Genomic DNA, 14,738 nt, shown 5'->3' with positions numbered 1-14,738 from the left:
CGACATCTGGCCCCCGCTTGCGCCCCCATGTTACGCTGAGGTTCGCGATGACGCGGGGAAGGGCAGGGCAAAGGTGGCATTGATCCGGCTGTGGCTGTTCATGTTGGCGGTGCAACTGCTTTTCTATGTGCTGCTGCGGGTCTATGTGCGGTCCGAACGGGTCGAACGCCTGGAAGAACGATGGGACGCGCGCCATCCCGACAGGGCGGGCGACAATGCGGCCCGTCGCGCCTTCATCGCCAAGGCGATGGCGGGCTTCGAGAAAACCCTGAAGGCGCGGCTGACCCTGCTGGTCTTCGTGCTGCCGACGCTGGCCGTTCTGGGCATCGTCTATCTGGTCAACTGGCACTAGGAGCTGCCGTCACATGTATTACCTCCGCGTCGCCATCGGCGTCCTTTTCGGCATCCTGGCCTTTGCCCTGCTGGATTACACCCTGCCCTCGAAGAACACGGTCCGGATCAGCAACACCTACAACCGGCTGACGTCGATCCCGCCCTCGGCCACGATCTTCTGGGCCTCGGACAGCACGGGAACGGTGGAAAACGCGTCGGGCCAGCGCGACGTGCGCTTCATCGACACGGTGCGGCCCGGCGGCAGCGTCTTCGTCTATCGCAACGAGGATACGGGCTGGGTCTGGCCGCCCTATTTCAAATACGACAGTTCCAACCTGCATGCCGAGGCGACGAACCTGAAGTCCCCGGCCGGTGATCCGATCTGGGTCAGCGTGACGGGTTATGGCTGGCGCATCCCGTGGATGTCCACCTATCCCAATGCCATCTCGATCAATACCGTCGCCGGGCCCGACGAACGGCCCATGAACTGGCCCGCCATGGTGATCTGCGTCGTGCTGCTGATGCTGCTGGCGCTGATCTGGCGGATGTGGGCGCAATTCCAGGAACGCGGGCTGACGCCGCTGCGTGACCGGCTGAACCGAAAGGGCAAATGATGACCCAGAACCCCGGAACCGATCTGCGCACCGACTGGTTCGCCGATCTGCGCATCAACACCCCCGCGGTGGAACGACGTGCGGCGACGCTGCCCACGCGGCGTAGCCTGAAGCAGGATCACCAGGCGGCATGGCTGCTGAACGCAGTGCGCTGCATCGACCTGACGACCTTGGCGGGCGACGACACGCCCGACCGCGTGGCGCGTCTTTGTGCCAAGGCCCGCCAGCCCATCGCGGCCGAACTGCTGGAGGCCATGGGCGTCAGCGGTCTGACGACGGGTGCGGTCTGCGTCTATCCGACGATGGTCGGCCCGGCCAAGCGCGCGCTTGGCAATTCGGGCATTCCGGTGGCCAGCGTTGCCACGGGTTTCCCCGCTGGCCTGATGCCACTGGACCTGCGCCTGGCCGAGATCCGCTATGCCCTAGACCAGGGCGCGGATGAGATCGACATCGTCATCACCCGCGCCCATGTGCTGCAGGGCAACTGGGTGGCGCTTTACGACGAACTCCGCGCCATGCGCGAGGCCTGCGGCGCGGCACGCATGAAGGCGATTCTGGCCACCGGCGATCTGAAATCGCTGGAAAACGTCGCCCGCGCCAGCCATGTCGCCATGCAAGCCGGGGCCGACTGGATCAAGACATCCACGGGGAAAGAGGGCGTTAACGCCACCCTTCCGGTAAGCCTGGTCATGTGCCGCACCATCCGCGACTATGGCATGCGCACCGGCCACAAGGTCGGTTTCAAGCCCGCGGGTGGCCTGCGCACGGCCAAGGACGCGATCAGCTGGCAGGTCCTGATGGCCGAGGAACTGGGCCGCGAATGGCTGACGCCCGACCTGTTCCGGATCGGCGCCAGCAGCCTTCTGGGCGATATCGAACGACAGATCAGTCATCACGTGACGGGCCGCTATGCCGCCGCCCATCGCCTGGCACTTGCGTAAGGAAACGGGATGAGCCTTGTGAACGACATCATGCAATCCATGGAATACGGCCCCTCGTCCGAGGATGCCTCGGCCGCCCGCGACTGGCTGGCCCGGCGCGGGACCTTCGGCCATTTCATCAACGGCAGCTTCACGACCCCGGGGCAGGTCTTTGACACCCGCGATCCCTCGACCGGTGATATGCTGGCCCGTGTGACCCAAGGGGCCGCCGAGGACATTGCCGCCGCCGTCAAGGCGGCGCGCAAGGCGCAGAAGTCTTGGGCGAACCTTTCGGGGACGGAACGGGCGCGGTTCCTCTATGCCATCGCGCGCCATGTGCAGAAACGCGAACGCTTCCTCTCGGTGCTGGAGACGCTGGACAACGGCAAGCCCATCCGCGAGGCGCGTGACGGGGACATCCCGCTGGTCGCGCGGCATTTCTATCACCACGCAGGCTGGGCCGAGCTGTGCGACACGCAGTTCCCGGACCACGCCCCCTTGGGCGTCTGCGGTCAGATCATCCCGTGGAACTTCCCGCTGCTGATGCTGGCGTGGAAGGTCGCGCCCGCGCTGGCCGCCGGGAACACGGTGGTGCTGAAGCCCGCCGAATACACCCCGCTGACCGCGCTGGCCTTCGCCGAGATCTGCCAGGAGGTCGGCCTGCCCGCAGGCGTCGTCAACATCGTCACCGGCGACGGCGAAACCGGCGCGGCGCTGGTTGCGGCGGAGGTCGACAAGATCGCCTTCACCGGCTCGACCGAGGTCGGGCGCGGCATCGCGCGGGCCTTGGCGGGCACGGGGCGCAAGCTGACGCTGGAACTGGGCGGCAAATCGCCCTTCATCGTGATGGAAGATGCCGATCTGGACGCCGCCGTCGAAGGTGTCGTGGACAGCATCTGGTTCAATCAGGGCCAGGTTTGCTGCGCCGGTTCGCGCATTCTGGTCGCGGAATCCGTGGCCGAACGGTTCGAGGCCCTGCTGCGCGCCCGCATGGACCGCCTGCGCGTCGGGGCGCCCTTGGACAAATCCACCGATATCGGCGCCATCGTCGATCCGATCCAGAAGGACCGCATCCTGTCGATCTGCAAGGCCGCGACCGATGCCGGGGCCGATCTGGTCGGTGGCCAGCCGCAGGACAGCTGCTTCATTGCGCCGGGCTATCTGAAGAACATCGCCCCCGCCAATCCCGGCATGCAGCAGGAGATTTTCGGCCCCATCGCCACGCTCTCGACCTTCCGCACCGCCGATGAGGCGATCGAGCTGGCCAACAACACCCGCTATGGACTGGCAGGCAGCGTCTGGTCGGAAAGCGCGACGGTCGCCACCGACATGGCCGCGCGCATCAAGGCTGGCGTCATCTGGATCAACTGCGCCAATATGTTCGACGCGGCAGCGCCTTTCGGCGGCTATCGCGAAAGCGGATACGGGCGCGAAGGCGGGCACGCGGGGATGCTGGACTATCTGGCCGCCCCCGGCCCCAAGAACGGGGGCGAGGGCAAGCTGAAGCCCCTGGATGCCGTGACCGATGCCACCGCCGCCAAGCCGCAGGGCATCGACCGCACCGCCAAGATGTATATCGGTGGCGCGCAGAAACGTCCCGATGGCGGGGCCTCCTATGCCGTGCCGGGCGGGCTGGCCCCCCTTGGCAGCCGCAAGGACATCCGCAATGCGGTCGAGGCTGCCTCCAAGGCCGGGAAATGGGCTGCGATGGGTGGTCACGCCCGCGCGCAGGTTCTCTATTTCCTGGCCGAGAATCTGGCCGCCCGCGCCGATGAATTTGCCGCCCGCACCAACAAGCGCGAGGTCGAGGCCGCCATCGACCGCGCCTTCCACTATGCCGCCTGGGCCGACAAGTTCGACGGGCGCAACGTGCAGGCCAAGCCGGGCCATCTGGTGAATACCATCCCCGAGCCGATGGGCATCATCGGCATCGCCTGTCCGAACCGGAACCCGCTGGCGGGCTTCCTGTCGCTGGTCCTGCCCGCCATCGCGATGGGCAACAGCGTGGTGGCGATCCCCGCGCAGAATGATCCGCTGGCGGTGGCGGATCTGTATCAGGTGCTGGACACTTCGGATGTGCCGGCTGGGGTGGTGAACATCGTGACCGGCGCGCGTGATGCGCTGGCTGCGCATCTGGCCCTGCACGATGAGGTCGCGGCCATGTGGTATTGCGGGACGCCGGAAGGTCAGGCCTCGGTCGATCAGGCGGCCAGCGGCAACCTGAAGCCGGTCTGGTCGGTGGCGCATCGCGACTGGACCGGAAACGACGCGCAGGGGCAGGACTTCCTGAACCATGCCGTGCGTCAAAAGACGATCTGGCTGCCCTATGGCGCGCTGCCTTCGGGCAGCGGCAGCGCGGCCTATTGACGTAAAAGGGGGGCCAGGCGGCCCCCCTTTGCTTTACCGGCCCCGAATGCGCGGGTCCATGGCGTCGCGCAATCCATCGCCGATGTAGTTGACGCAAAGCACCGTCAGCGAGATCAGCACACCCGGAAAGACCACACGCGACGGATAAAGCACCATCTGGTCCACCGCATCATAGAGCAGCCGTCCCCATGTCGGGAAATCGGGCGGGAACCCCAGCCCCAGGAAGCTGAGCGCCGATTCCGTGATGATCGCCGTGGCGATGCCCAGGGTCGCGGCCACCATGATCGGCGACAGCACGTTCGGCAGGATGTGGCGCAGGATCATCCGGTGGCTGGGCGTGCCGATGGAACGGGCGGCCAGGATGAATTCACGCTCTTTCAAACCCAACACCTCGCCCCGGACGATGCGGGCGGCCTGCATCCAGCTGGTCGCCCCGATGGCCGAGACGATCAGCAGGAAGATCCCGAAGGCCGCGCCGAAGGTCTGGGACAGCGGCTCGCGGAACAGGGTCACCATCAGCAGCAGCAGCGGCAGCAGGGGCAGGGCCAGGAACAGCTCGGTCACGCGCATCAGCGGGCCGTCCAACCGGCGGAAATAGCCCGCCGAGACGCCGATCAGGCTGCCGATGAAGATGGCGATGGCCATGGCGGTCAGCCCGACCGCGATGGAGACCTGCCCCCCCGCCATCAGGCGGGCCAGCATGTCGCGGCCCAGCTGGTCGGTGCCAAGCGGATGGGCCAGCGTGAAGCCCTGGTTGCGCGCGCGGATGTCCACATAGGTCGGATCGATCCGCCAGATCAGCGGCCCCACCGACACGAAGAGGATGATGCCCACAAACAGCACCAGCGCCACCATCGCACCCCGGTGGCTGCGGAACTGCCGCCAGACATCGCCCCATTGGCTGCGGTTCGGGGCAGGGGCCACGGGCGGCGAGGCGGCGGCGGGGGTGGCCGCGTTGCCGGCGGTCAGGGTGGTTCGGTCGACAGGCTCAGTCATAACGGATCCTTGGGTCCAGCACCCCGTAGAGGATGTCTGCGATCAGGGTGAAGACGACGATCAGGATCGCGAAGATGAAGGTCAGGGTCAGCACCATCGGAATGTCGTTGCCGTGGATGGCGGTGATCAGCAACTGGCCCAGCCCGTTCACCTTGAAGACCTGCTCGGTGATGATGGCGCCGCCGAAGACGGTGGGCAGGCCAAGCGCGATCACGGTGACCACGGGGATCAGGCTGTTTCGCAGCACGTGCTTCAACACCACCACGCGTTCGGACAGCCCCTTGGCGCGGGCGGTGCGGACGTAATCCTGGCCCAGGTTGTCCAGCATGGACGACCGCATGAAGCGGCTGATCTGAGCGGCATTGTACAGCGCCAGCACCGTCACGGGCATCACCATCTGGCGGACCTGCGCCATGAAGCTGTCCCAATCCCGCACCTGCAGCGTGGTGTCATAGACCGAGGGGAACCACTGCAGGTTCACGCCGAAGATGATGATCAGCACCACGCCGGTAAAGAAGGTCGGCATCGAAAACCCGATCATCGACACGAAGGTGCCGATCTGGTCGAACCAGCTGTATTGCTTGTAGGCCGACAGGATCCCGATGGGGATCGCGATCAGGATGCCCACCACATAGGACATGCCGACCACCGTCAGCGTCTGCGGCACGCGCTGCGCGATGACGTCGAAGACGGCGCTGCGCGACTGGAAGCTGATGATGCGCTGCATGCCGTCGCTGAAGCCGGTGCCGAAGACCTGGTCGAACCAGTGCAGGGGCTCGACCCAGAAGAACTGCTTCAGCCACAGGACATAGCGGACGAACCAGGGCTCGCCCAGGCCAAGGGCGGCGCGCATGCGGTCGCGGACCTCGGGGGGGACGGTCAGGGGGACATCGCCAAGCGGATCGCCGGGGGATGCTTCCAGCAGCAAGAAGATCACCAGCGAGATGAACAGCAATGTCGGGATCGCCAGCAACAGCCGGCGTATGGTGAAATTGAGCATGGTGCCTCGGTCGAAGGGTTGCGGGCGGGGACCTGCCCCGCCCTGCGCCAGAGGGACCGCCCCCGTTCAGGGGCGGCCGCTGGTGTCACTCGGCCGCGCGCGACCAGTCCGCGACGTTCCAGATCTCGCTGTCCCATGCGTTCAGCTGAACGCCCTCCAGCGTGTTGGAATGGGCCGAGGCGGTGCCGCGATAGACCAGCGGGATGATGGCGTTGCTATCCTTGGTCAGCATCTCGTTCATCTTGCGGCCCATGGCGGCGCGTTCGTCGGCATCGACGATGCCTTCCAGTTCCGACACCATGCGGTCGTATTCGGGATCGCAGAAGCGGCTGGTGTTCTCACCCTGCCACTGGTTGGCGGGGCTGGGTGCCTTGTTGCAGGTGTGCTTGGACAGATAGGGCGCCGGGTTGTTGCCGTCGAAGTTGTCGGCATACATCTCGATATCGGCATAGAACTTCTGCAGCGTGTCGGGCGAGCCCGCATCCGACCCGAAGAAGACCGAGGCATCGATGGTCTTCAGCTCGGTCTCGACGCCGATTTCCGACCACCACTGCTTGATCAGCGCCTGGAAGTCCTGCCGGACCGCGTTGACCGAGGTCTGGTAAAGGATCGACAGTCGCACGCCGTCCTTTTCACGCACGCCGTCGCCACCCTTGACCCAGCCCGCCTCGTCCAGCAGGGCGTTGGCACCCTCGATGTCCTGGGTCAGGCAGTCGGTGTTCTCGGACGCCCATGCCTCGGGGGCGGGGACATAGTTGCAGGTAGGTTTGCCTGCGGGGCCATAGCCGATTTCCACCAGCAGCTCGCGGTCGATGGCCATGGACAGGGCCTTGCGCACCGCCGGGTCGGACAGGAACGGATGGGGATGTTCCATCGTCGAGCGCGTCTCGGCGGGCAGATTGGGCGAGGGGTCCGTCAGGTTCACGTGCAGGCGTTCGACAAGGCTGCCGAAGGCGGCCGTGACCTTGCCGCGGCCCGCAGCCTCCATGCCGGCGATGACGTCGGGGGCCAGCTGGGTGTTCCAGGCATAGTCGAATTCGCCGGTTTCAAGGACCGACCGCGCCGCACCCGCCGCATCGCCGCCGCCCTTGACCAGCACGGTCGCGAAGGCCGGCTTGTCGGGGTCGCGATATTCGGGGTTCGCCTCCAGCGAGATGGTGTCGTTCGTCAGGAATTCCGTCACGCGGAAGGGGCCGGTGCCGACGGGGTTGAAGTTCTGTTCCGTGCAGGTGGGCGCATTGGCGCCGGTGCAGTTTTCGAACTGCGCCTTCTGCAGGATCGGCGACTGCGCCCCCACGAAGGCCGAGAAGGGGTCCGGGCGCGGCGCGTTGAAGGTGATCTTGACGGTATGGGGATCGACCGCCTCGATCGACTTGATGCCTTCGAACTTGGCCAGCTGCGAACAGCCGCCCTCGGGGTCCATGCAGTAGTTGGCGGTGAAGACCACGTCATCGGCGGTGAAGGGCGTGCCGTCCGACCATTTGATGTCGTCGCGCAGCTTCCAGGTGACCGAGGTCATGTCCTCGGCGATGCCACCGTTTTCCAGGCTGGGCAGTTCGGCGGCCAGGCGCGGATAGATGGTGCCTTCGGCGTCATAGCCGGCCAGCGGTTCCAGCGTCAGGCTGCTGGCGATAACCTCCTTGGTGCCGCCCGACAGATAGGGGTGCATGGTGGTGGGGGCTTGCCACATGATCAGGCCAAGCTGACCGTCGCTGCCGCGTTCGGCGAATGCGGCGGGGGCCATCGTCAGCGACGCGACGGCGCCCATCAGAACGGTTCTCAGTTTCATCAGGCTCTCCTGTTGGGAATGAACCCGCGGGGCATCTGCGCATCGCCGGCCGTTCGTGGGCCGTTTCTTGGTTCGGGTGTCCCGGTCTTCTTGGGCATGTTCGTGATGTCGCCGTCCCTGCGGAATGGGCTCATCATCAGACGAAGCCCAATCCGAAAGCAAGTCCCATCACGCAGGCGCGGCCGTCGCCTTTGCGCTTTGACTTTCGCAGGGCAGCGACTAGCCTTCGGCCTTGGACATTTGCCGGGGGACAGCATGCTTGACGACAAACCGCTCGTTTCGATCGAGAAACTTCGTGTCGAGTTTGAGACGAACGACGGCGTGGTGGTGGGGGTCAAGGATGTCAGCTTCGACATCAAGCCGGGCGAATGTGTCTGCGTGGTGGGCGAATCCGGGTCGGGCAAATCGGTCAGCTCGCTGTCGCTGATGCGGTTGGTGGAATTCGGCGGCGGCACCATCGCGGGCGGACGGCTGATGTTCGACAAGGGCGACGGGCAGGTGGTGGACCTTGCCACGCAGGGCAGCCCGGCCATGCGCGACATCCGCGGCAACCGGATCGGCATGATCTTCCAGGAACCGATGACGGCGCTGAACCCGGTCTTCACCGTGGGCGACCAGCTGGCCGAGGGTCTGATGGCCCATCGCGGCATGACCAAGGCCGAGGCCCGCGCCCGCGCGTTGGAGATCCTGCGCCAGGTCCGCATGCCCGAACCCGAACGCCGTCTGGACCAGTACCCGCATGAGCTTTCGGGCGGGATGCGGCAGCGAATCGTCATCGCCATCGCCATGGCCTGCGAACCGCGCCTGCTGATCTGCGACGAACCCACAACCGCGCTGGACGTGACGATCCAGGCCGAAATCCTGGCGCTGATCGACCGTCTGAAGCGGGAAAAGCAGATTGCCGTTCTTTTCATCACCCATGACATGGCCGTGGTCGCGCAGATGGCAGATCGCGTCGTGGTCATGTATCGCGGCGACAAGGTCGAGGAAGGACCGGTCACCCAGATCTTCGAGAACCCGCGCGAGGATTACACCAAGATGCTGCTGGCCGCCGTGCCCCGCCTTGGCGAAATGACCGGCAAGCCCGCCCCCGAACGCCTGCGCCTGATGGGCGACGGCACCCATTCCGCCCCCGAGCCGATCATCGTCGCCGACCCCAAGCCGCTGCTGACGGTCCGGAACCTGACCACCCGCTTTGCCGTCAAGGGCGGCGTGCTGCGCCGCACGCTGGCCAATGTTCATGCGGTCGAGGATGTCAGCTTCACCATAAACGGCGGCGAAACGCTGTCGCTGGTGGGCGAATCGGGTTGCGGGAAATCCACCTGCGGGCGGTCGATCCTGCGGCTGGTGGAACCGCAATCGGGGCAGGTCGATCTGGGCGGAACCGATGTGCTGGCCCTGTCGCCACGAGCGCTGCGCAAGGCGCGGCGCGACATGCAGATGATCTTTCAGGACCCTTTCGCCAGCCTTGATCCGCATATGAAGCTGTACGACCAGGTGGCCGAGCCGATGCAGAACTATGGCATCGGCAGCCGCAGCGAGCGTGAGGACCGCATCGCGGCCCTCTTCGACCGGGTCGAGCTGCCGCGTCATTTCATGCGCCGCTATCCGCACGAGATGTCGGGCGGCCAGCGCCAGCGCATTGCCATCGCCCGCGCATTGGCGCTGAACCCCAAGCTGATCATCGCCGACGAGGCCGTGTCGGCGCTGGATGTCTCGGTCCAGGCGCAGGTGCTGAACCTGCTGATGGAATTGCAGCAGGACATGGGCATCTCGATGCTGTTCATCAGCCACGACATGGCTGTCGTCGAACGCGTCAGCCACCATGTGGGCGTGATGTATCTGGGCCGGATCGTCGAAATGGGCACCCGCGCGCAGGTCTTCGAGAACCCCCAGCACAGCTATACCCGCCAGCTGATGTCGGCGGTCCCCGTGGCGGATCCGCGCCAGAAGAAAATCTCCGAGGATCTGAACTTCCGCCCGATTCCCTCGCCGATCCATCCGGTCGATTACACGCCCCAGGCTTCGGTCTATCGCGAGGTCGCGCCGGGTCACCGCGTGCTGGTCGATCCCGTCACCCACAGCTGAAAGACGGCAGGCCGGGACTTGCAGATCATGCAGGAACGCGCCAACCTGCCGCCGAAGGAGAACATCATGCCCGTCAAGAACCGCTTTGCCGAACTGCTGCCCGAGATCACCGCATGGCGCCGCGATTTCCACGAAAACCCGGAACTGTTGTACGAAGTGCATCGCACCGCCGGCAAAGTTGCCGAACTGCTGCGCGAGTTCGGCTGCGACGAGGTGACCGAGGGCATCGGCCGCACCGGCGTCGTGGGCGTCATCAAGGGCCGCACCGACACCAAGGGCCGCACCGTGGGCTTGCGCGCCGACATGGACGCGCTGCCGATCAACGAACAGACGGGCGTGGAATATGCCAGCAAGACGCCGGGCAAGATGCATGCCTGCGGCCATGACGGCCATACCGCCATGCTGCTGGGGGCTGCGAAATACCTGGCCGAGACGCGCAACTTCGATGGCACCGCAGTGGTCATCTTCCAGCCCGCCGAGGAAGGCGGGGCAGGGGCCGATGCGATGATCAAGGACGGGCTGGTCGATCGTTGGGGCATCGACGAATTCTACGGCATGCATAACATGCCGGGGATGCCGGTCGGTCAGTTCTCGATCCGGCCCGGCGCGATGATGGCGGCGGCGGATCAGTTCGACATCACCGTGATGGGCAAGGGCGGGCATGCCGCCAAGCCCCATGAATGCATCGACACTACGCTGACCGCCGCCCAGATCATCGTGGCGCTGCAGTCCATCGTGTCGCGCAACGTGGACCCGCTGAAGAACGCCGTGATCTCGGTCTGCGTGGTGACGACGGATTCGACGGCGCATAACGTCATCCCGCAGGTCGTCAAGCTGAAGGGCACCGCCCGCAGCCTGGCCCCCGAGGTCCGCGACCAGCTGGAGGAAGGCATCAAGCGCGTCGCCACCAACATGGCCGCCGCCTTGGGGGCCACCGCGGATGTGAACTATGAACGCGGCTATCCGGTGACCATGAACAACGAACAGGCCACCGAATGGGCCGCCGACATCGCCCGCCAGATCAGCGGCGACGTGGACATGGACATGCGGCCGATGATGGGCGGCGAGGATTTCAGCTATATGCTGAACGAACGCCCCGGCGCCTATATCTGGGTCGGCAACGGCGATACGGCGATGGTCCACCACCCCGCCTACAACTTCAACGACGAGGCGATCCCCGCCGGATCCAGCTGGTATGCCGGCATGGTCGAGGCCCGTCTGCCCGCCGCGTGACGACCCGCCGGGTGGCGATGTCGCGACGCGCATGCCAGCGGTCGCAAACATGATTGTCATTCCCCGGCAATCGTCCGAAATGCAAGGGCGCGGGACGCAAGATCCCGCGCCACGGCAATCAAGGGGACGAACGTCGGATGAAAACCTATACCCTGCGCGTGACCTGCGCCTCGACCCGCGGAATCGTCGCGGCGATCTCGGGCTTTCTGGCCGATGCCCAATGCAACATCACCGACAGCGCGCAATTCGACGATGTTGAAACCGGCCGCTTCTTCATGCGCGTCAGCTTCCGGTCCGAAGGCGATGCCACGCTGGAAACCCTGCGCCGCGACATCGCCCCCATCGCCGAACGTCTGGGGATGGAGATCGGCCTGACCGATGACGCCGTCAAGAAGAAGGTGCTGATCATGGTCAGCCGCTTCGGTCATTGCCTGAACGATCTGCTGTATCGCTGGCGCATCGGGGCGCTGCCGATCGACATCGTGGGCGTCATCTCGAACCACCACGAATACCAGAAGGTCGTCGTCAACCACGACATCCCCTTCCACATGATCCGCGTCACCCCCGATAACAAGGCCGAGGCCGAGGCCCGCCAGATGGAGATCATCGACCAGACCGGAACCGAGCTGGTCGTTCTGGCACGATACATGCAGGTGCTGTCGGACCGGATGTGCCAGCAGATGTCGGGGCGGATCATCAACATCCACCACTCGTTCCTGCCCAGCTTTAAAGGGGCGAACCCCTACAAGCAGGCCTATGAACGGGGCGTGAAGCTGATCGGGGCGACCAGCCACTATGTCACCGCCGATCTGGACGAAGGCCCGATCATCGAACAGGACACCGTGCGCGTGACCCATGCGCAATCGGCCAGCGATTACGTGTCCCTTGGTCGCGACGTCGAGGCGCAGGTGCTGGCCCGCGCGGTCCATGCGCATATCCATGGCCGCGTCTTCCTGAACGCCGCCAAGACAGTGGTCTTCCCGGCCTCGCCCGGCAGCTATGCCAGCGAACGCATGGGCTGAGGCGGCTGGAACAGCGGCAACCGCGGTTGCGCCAGCACATGGGTAGCGTATTCCGCGGCGATGGGCGCGATGCGGTCATGGACCGGGGTCTGCGCGCAAACCTGCCACCAGCGGCGATAGAACGGCATATCGCCTGCCTTGATCGTCTGGTGGGGGTTCAGCCGCAGCGCCCGGTCGCCCGTCTGCGCCAGGTGATCTAGGATCTGCTGTTCCTGATCCTCTGACAGCTTCAGGTGGAAGGGCTTGGCGATGCGGCCCGCGTAATGGACGACCACGGGGTCGAAATCCCGCGGAAAGTCGTGGAAGCGATAGTTGTAGCGGTCATGCGCCCGCAGGTAATTGCTGCCATGGGTCAGCGAATAGAGGCCTTGGTCCCCGAACCCCAGCCCCCGTTCCTGCGCCAACCGCCCGGTCTGAAGATAGGCATCGATGCCGATTTTGTCGCGACGTCGACGGGCCAGATCAATGACCATGACGCCGCTGTTGAACACCCCCTTCGAGATCCGCAGCACCTTGGCATCGGGCAAGGCCCGGCCATCGGTCCGCAGCGCAGGCTTGCACAGGATCGGCGGGGTGGTGGGCGACTCGCGGCAGGCGGCGATGTAATGGCCCAGCAGGGGTTGGGTCGCGAAGGGCAGCAGGTCGCCGGACACCAGCGTGTCCAGCGGATCGATGTAGAGAATGCGCTGCATGGTCGCGGGCAGGTATTCATGCGCGATGTACCACAGGAAGCGCGCCCCGAAGGGCCGGTTGCCAAGCTGGCTGAGCGTCGCGAAATCCTTGCGCTCCTGCACGGTGATCACATGCAGGGTCAGGTTCGGCAGGCCGTCGCAGAAGGTGGCCAGACCGTCCAGCTTGTCCTGCGACAGGCTCAGGTGGAACAGCCAGAAGTCGATCTGATCGCCGGGGTGGGCTTGCGACAGCGACAGCAGCATCACCTGCAGCACATCGGCATCATTGCCGCCGAGCGATGTCATCACGTTCAGATGCGCCGGTTCACGGCGTTCGGAATGGCGACGGCGTTGCAGCGCATCCATGGCGATGGGCCCCAGGGCGGGCAGGCGGCGATAAGCGATTCTGGCCAATTGGCGCGGGGTCAGGGTCGGCATCGGAGGCTTTATCTGGGGCGCGGGCAACAAGATGGCCTGCGACGGTCACGGTTTCGTCACCATGCGCAGGGACCGTGCCATTCGCAAGGCGGCTTGAATGCAGATGATGAAAAAGCAAACGCCCCGCCCTGTCTGGCAGGGCGGGGCGTCGTGGCGTTGTGCGTTGCTTACTGCGGGATCTGCGCGGTGATGCCTTCGACGAAGAAGTTCATGCTTTGCAGGTCGCTGTCGGGGGCGGTTTCACCCTCGGCCAGCCATTCGCTGCCGTCGGCCTTGTTTAGCGGGCCGGTGAAGGGGTGGTATTTGCCAGCGCCGATCTTGTCGCGCAGGGCCTCGGCCTCGGCCTTGACCTCGGCGGGGACGGCGTCGGTGATCTCGCCGATCACGACCTCGCCTTCACCGATGCCGGCCCAGCTGGCGCCGCTTTCCCATGTGCCGTCCAGCATCTGGCCCACGCGCTTGATGTAATAGGGCGACCATTCGTCGATGATGGATGCCACGCGCGGGCTTGGCTTGAAGGCCGCCATGTCGCTGGCTTGGCCAAAGCCGATGGCGCCTGCCTCCTGCGCCTTGGCCAGGGGGGCGGTCGAATCGGTGTGCTGCAGGATCACGTCCACGCCTTCGGCCAGCAGGGCGGAGGCGGCGTCGGCCTCTTTCGCCGGATCGAACCAGCTGTAGGCCCAGACCACCTTCATCTCGACGTCCGGGTTCACCTTCTTGGCGTGGATGTAGCTGGAGTTGATGCCCTGGATCACCTCGGGGATGGGGAAGGACCCGATATAGCCGATCTTGTTCGACTTGGTCATGTGACCTGCGATGGTGCCCGTGACGGCGCGGCCCTCATAGAAGCGCGCATCATAGGTGGCGACGTTTTCGGCCTGCTTGTAGCCGGTGGCATGTTCGAACTTCACGTCCGGGAACTTGGCGGCGACGTTCATCACCGGGTCCATGAAGCCGAAGCTGGTCGCGAAGATCAGCTTGTTGCCGGCCAGCGCCAGCTGGGTCAGGGCGCGTTCTGCATCGGCCCCTTCCGGCACGCTCTCGATGAAGGTGGTCTCGACGCGGTCGCCGTATTCGGCCTCGACCGCCTGACGGGCCTGATCGTGCTGGAAGGTCCAGCCGCCGTCGCCCACGGGGCCGACATAGATGAAGCCGACCTTCAACGGTTCGTCCTGCGCCATCGCGGGGACGGCCAGTGCCATCAGAATTGCCGAGGCCGAGGCAAGAAGGGTTCTGCGTTGCATGGAATGTATCCTCTGTTGGAAGG

Annotated in this window: 12 protein-coding genes; 7 read left to right on the top strand and 5 right to left on the bottom strand. The window is 65.2% G+C overall.

Features of this window, described 5'->3' with window-relative positions; all coding sequences use genetic code 11:
- Positions 1-73: 73 nt before the first annotated feature.
- From DDE75_RS16090 to DDE75_RS16075, 4 genes are read left to right on the top strand one after another with little or no spacing between them, the layout of a single operon-like run.
- A complete protein-coding gene (locus DDE75_RS16090) occupies positions 74-352 on the top strand; it encodes a hypothetical protein (protein ID WP_108503429.1) in 279 nt (92 codons plus the stop codon).
- Between the two features lie 13 nt (positions 353-365).
- Entirely contained in the window at positions 366-947 is a 582-nt protein-coding gene (locus DDE75_RS16085) for a DUF1523 family protein (protein ID WP_108503392.1), read from the top strand.
- A complete protein-coding gene (gene deoC / locus DDE75_RS16080; RefSeq protein ID WP_108503391.1) occupies positions 944-1,888 on the top strand; it encodes a deoxyribose-phosphate aldolase in 945 nt (314 codons plus the stop codon). The genes DDE75_RS16085 and deoC overlap by 4 nt, the downstream gene beginning before the upstream one ends.
- Positions 1,889-1,897: 9 nt before the next feature.
- On the top strand, positions 1,898-4,234 hold the full coding sequence (locus tag DDE75_RS16075) for an aldehyde dehydrogenase family protein (protein WP_108503390.1): 2,337 nt from the start codon (positions 1,898-1,900) through the stop codon (positions 4,232-4,234).
- A gap of 33 nt (positions 4,235-4,267) precedes the next feature.
- Here DDE75_RS16075 and DDE75_RS16070 read toward each other — a convergent pair whose 3' ends face one another.
- The 3 genes from DDE75_RS16070 to DDE75_RS16060 all read right to left on the bottom strand — a co-directional run bounded on the left by DDE75_RS16070 (position 4,268) and on the right by DDE75_RS16060 (position 8,019).
- On the bottom strand, positions 4,268-5,230 hold the full coding sequence (locus DDE75_RS16070; protein WP_108503389.1) for an ABC transporter permease: 963 nt from the start codon (positions 5,228-5,230) through the stop codon (positions 4,268-4,270).
- Positions 5,223-6,230 (bottom strand): ABC transporter permease, encoded by a 1,008-nt coding sequence (locus DDE75_RS16065; protein WP_108503388.1) that lies wholly within the window; start codon positions 6,228-6,230, stop codon positions 5,223-5,225. Before DDE75_RS16065 ends, DDE75_RS16070 begins: the two co-directional genes overlap by 8 nt.
- An 85-nt stretch (positions 6,231-6,315) precedes the next feature.
- The gene (locus DDE75_RS16060; protein WP_108503387.1) at positions 6,316-8,019 is read right to left on the bottom strand and encodes a peptide ABC transporter substrate-binding protein; all 1,704 of its coding nucleotides are present in this window, start codon (positions 8,017-8,019) and stop codon (positions 6,316-6,318) included.
- 255 nt (positions 8,020-8,274) lie between these two features.
- Here DDE75_RS16060 and DDE75_RS16055 point away from each other — a divergent pair, with 255 nt between their 5' ends.
- The 3 genes from DDE75_RS16055 (at position 8,275) to purU (ending at position 12,362) form a co-directional block, all read left to right on the top strand.
- Positions 8,275-10,107 carry an ABC transporter ATP-binding protein gene (locus tag DDE75_RS16055; protein WP_108503386.1) on the top strand — a complete coding sequence of 611 codons (1,833 nt, stop codon included), beginning with the start codon at positions 8,275-8,277 and terminating at the stop codon, positions 10,105-10,107.
- A 66-nt stretch (positions 10,108-10,173) separates the two neighbouring features.
- Entirely contained in the window at positions 10,174-11,340 is a 1,167-nt protein-coding gene (locus DDE75_RS16050; RefSeq protein WP_108503428.1) for a M20 aminoacylase family protein, read from the top strand.
- A gap of 137 nt (positions 11,341-11,477) precedes the next feature.
- Entirely contained in the window at positions 11,478-12,362 is an 885-nt protein-coding gene (gene purU, locus DDE75_RS16045; RefSeq protein ID WP_108503427.1) for a formyltetrahydrofolate deformylase, read from the top strand.
- Here the strand turns inward: purU and DDE75_RS16040 are convergent.
- Together DDE75_RS16040 and DDE75_RS16035 are read right to left on the bottom strand one after the other, a co-directional pair.
- Entirely contained in the window at positions 12,338-13,447 is a 1,110-nt protein-coding gene (locus DDE75_RS16040) for a glycosyltransferase family 8 protein (RefSeq protein ID WP_162799071.1), read from the bottom strand. The two genes, purU and DDE75_RS16040, sit on opposite strands and share 25 nt — an antisense overlap.
- Before the next feature lie 191 nt (positions 13,448-13,638).
- Complete coding sequence (locus DDE75_RS16035) at positions 13,639-14,715, bottom strand: BMP family ABC transporter substrate-binding protein (protein WP_108503384.1); 1,077 nt, start codon at positions 14,713-14,715, stop codon at positions 13,639-13,641.
- Between the last annotated feature and the right edge of the window lie 23 nt (positions 14,716-14,738).

It is taken from the genome of Paracoccus indicus, assembly GCF_003056335.1.
GTDB lineage: Bacteria > Pseudomonadota > Alphaproteobacteria > Rhodobacterales > Rhodobacteraceae > Paracoccus > Paracoccus indicus.
This window is presented reverse-complemented; position numbering and strand designations above follow the sequence as displayed.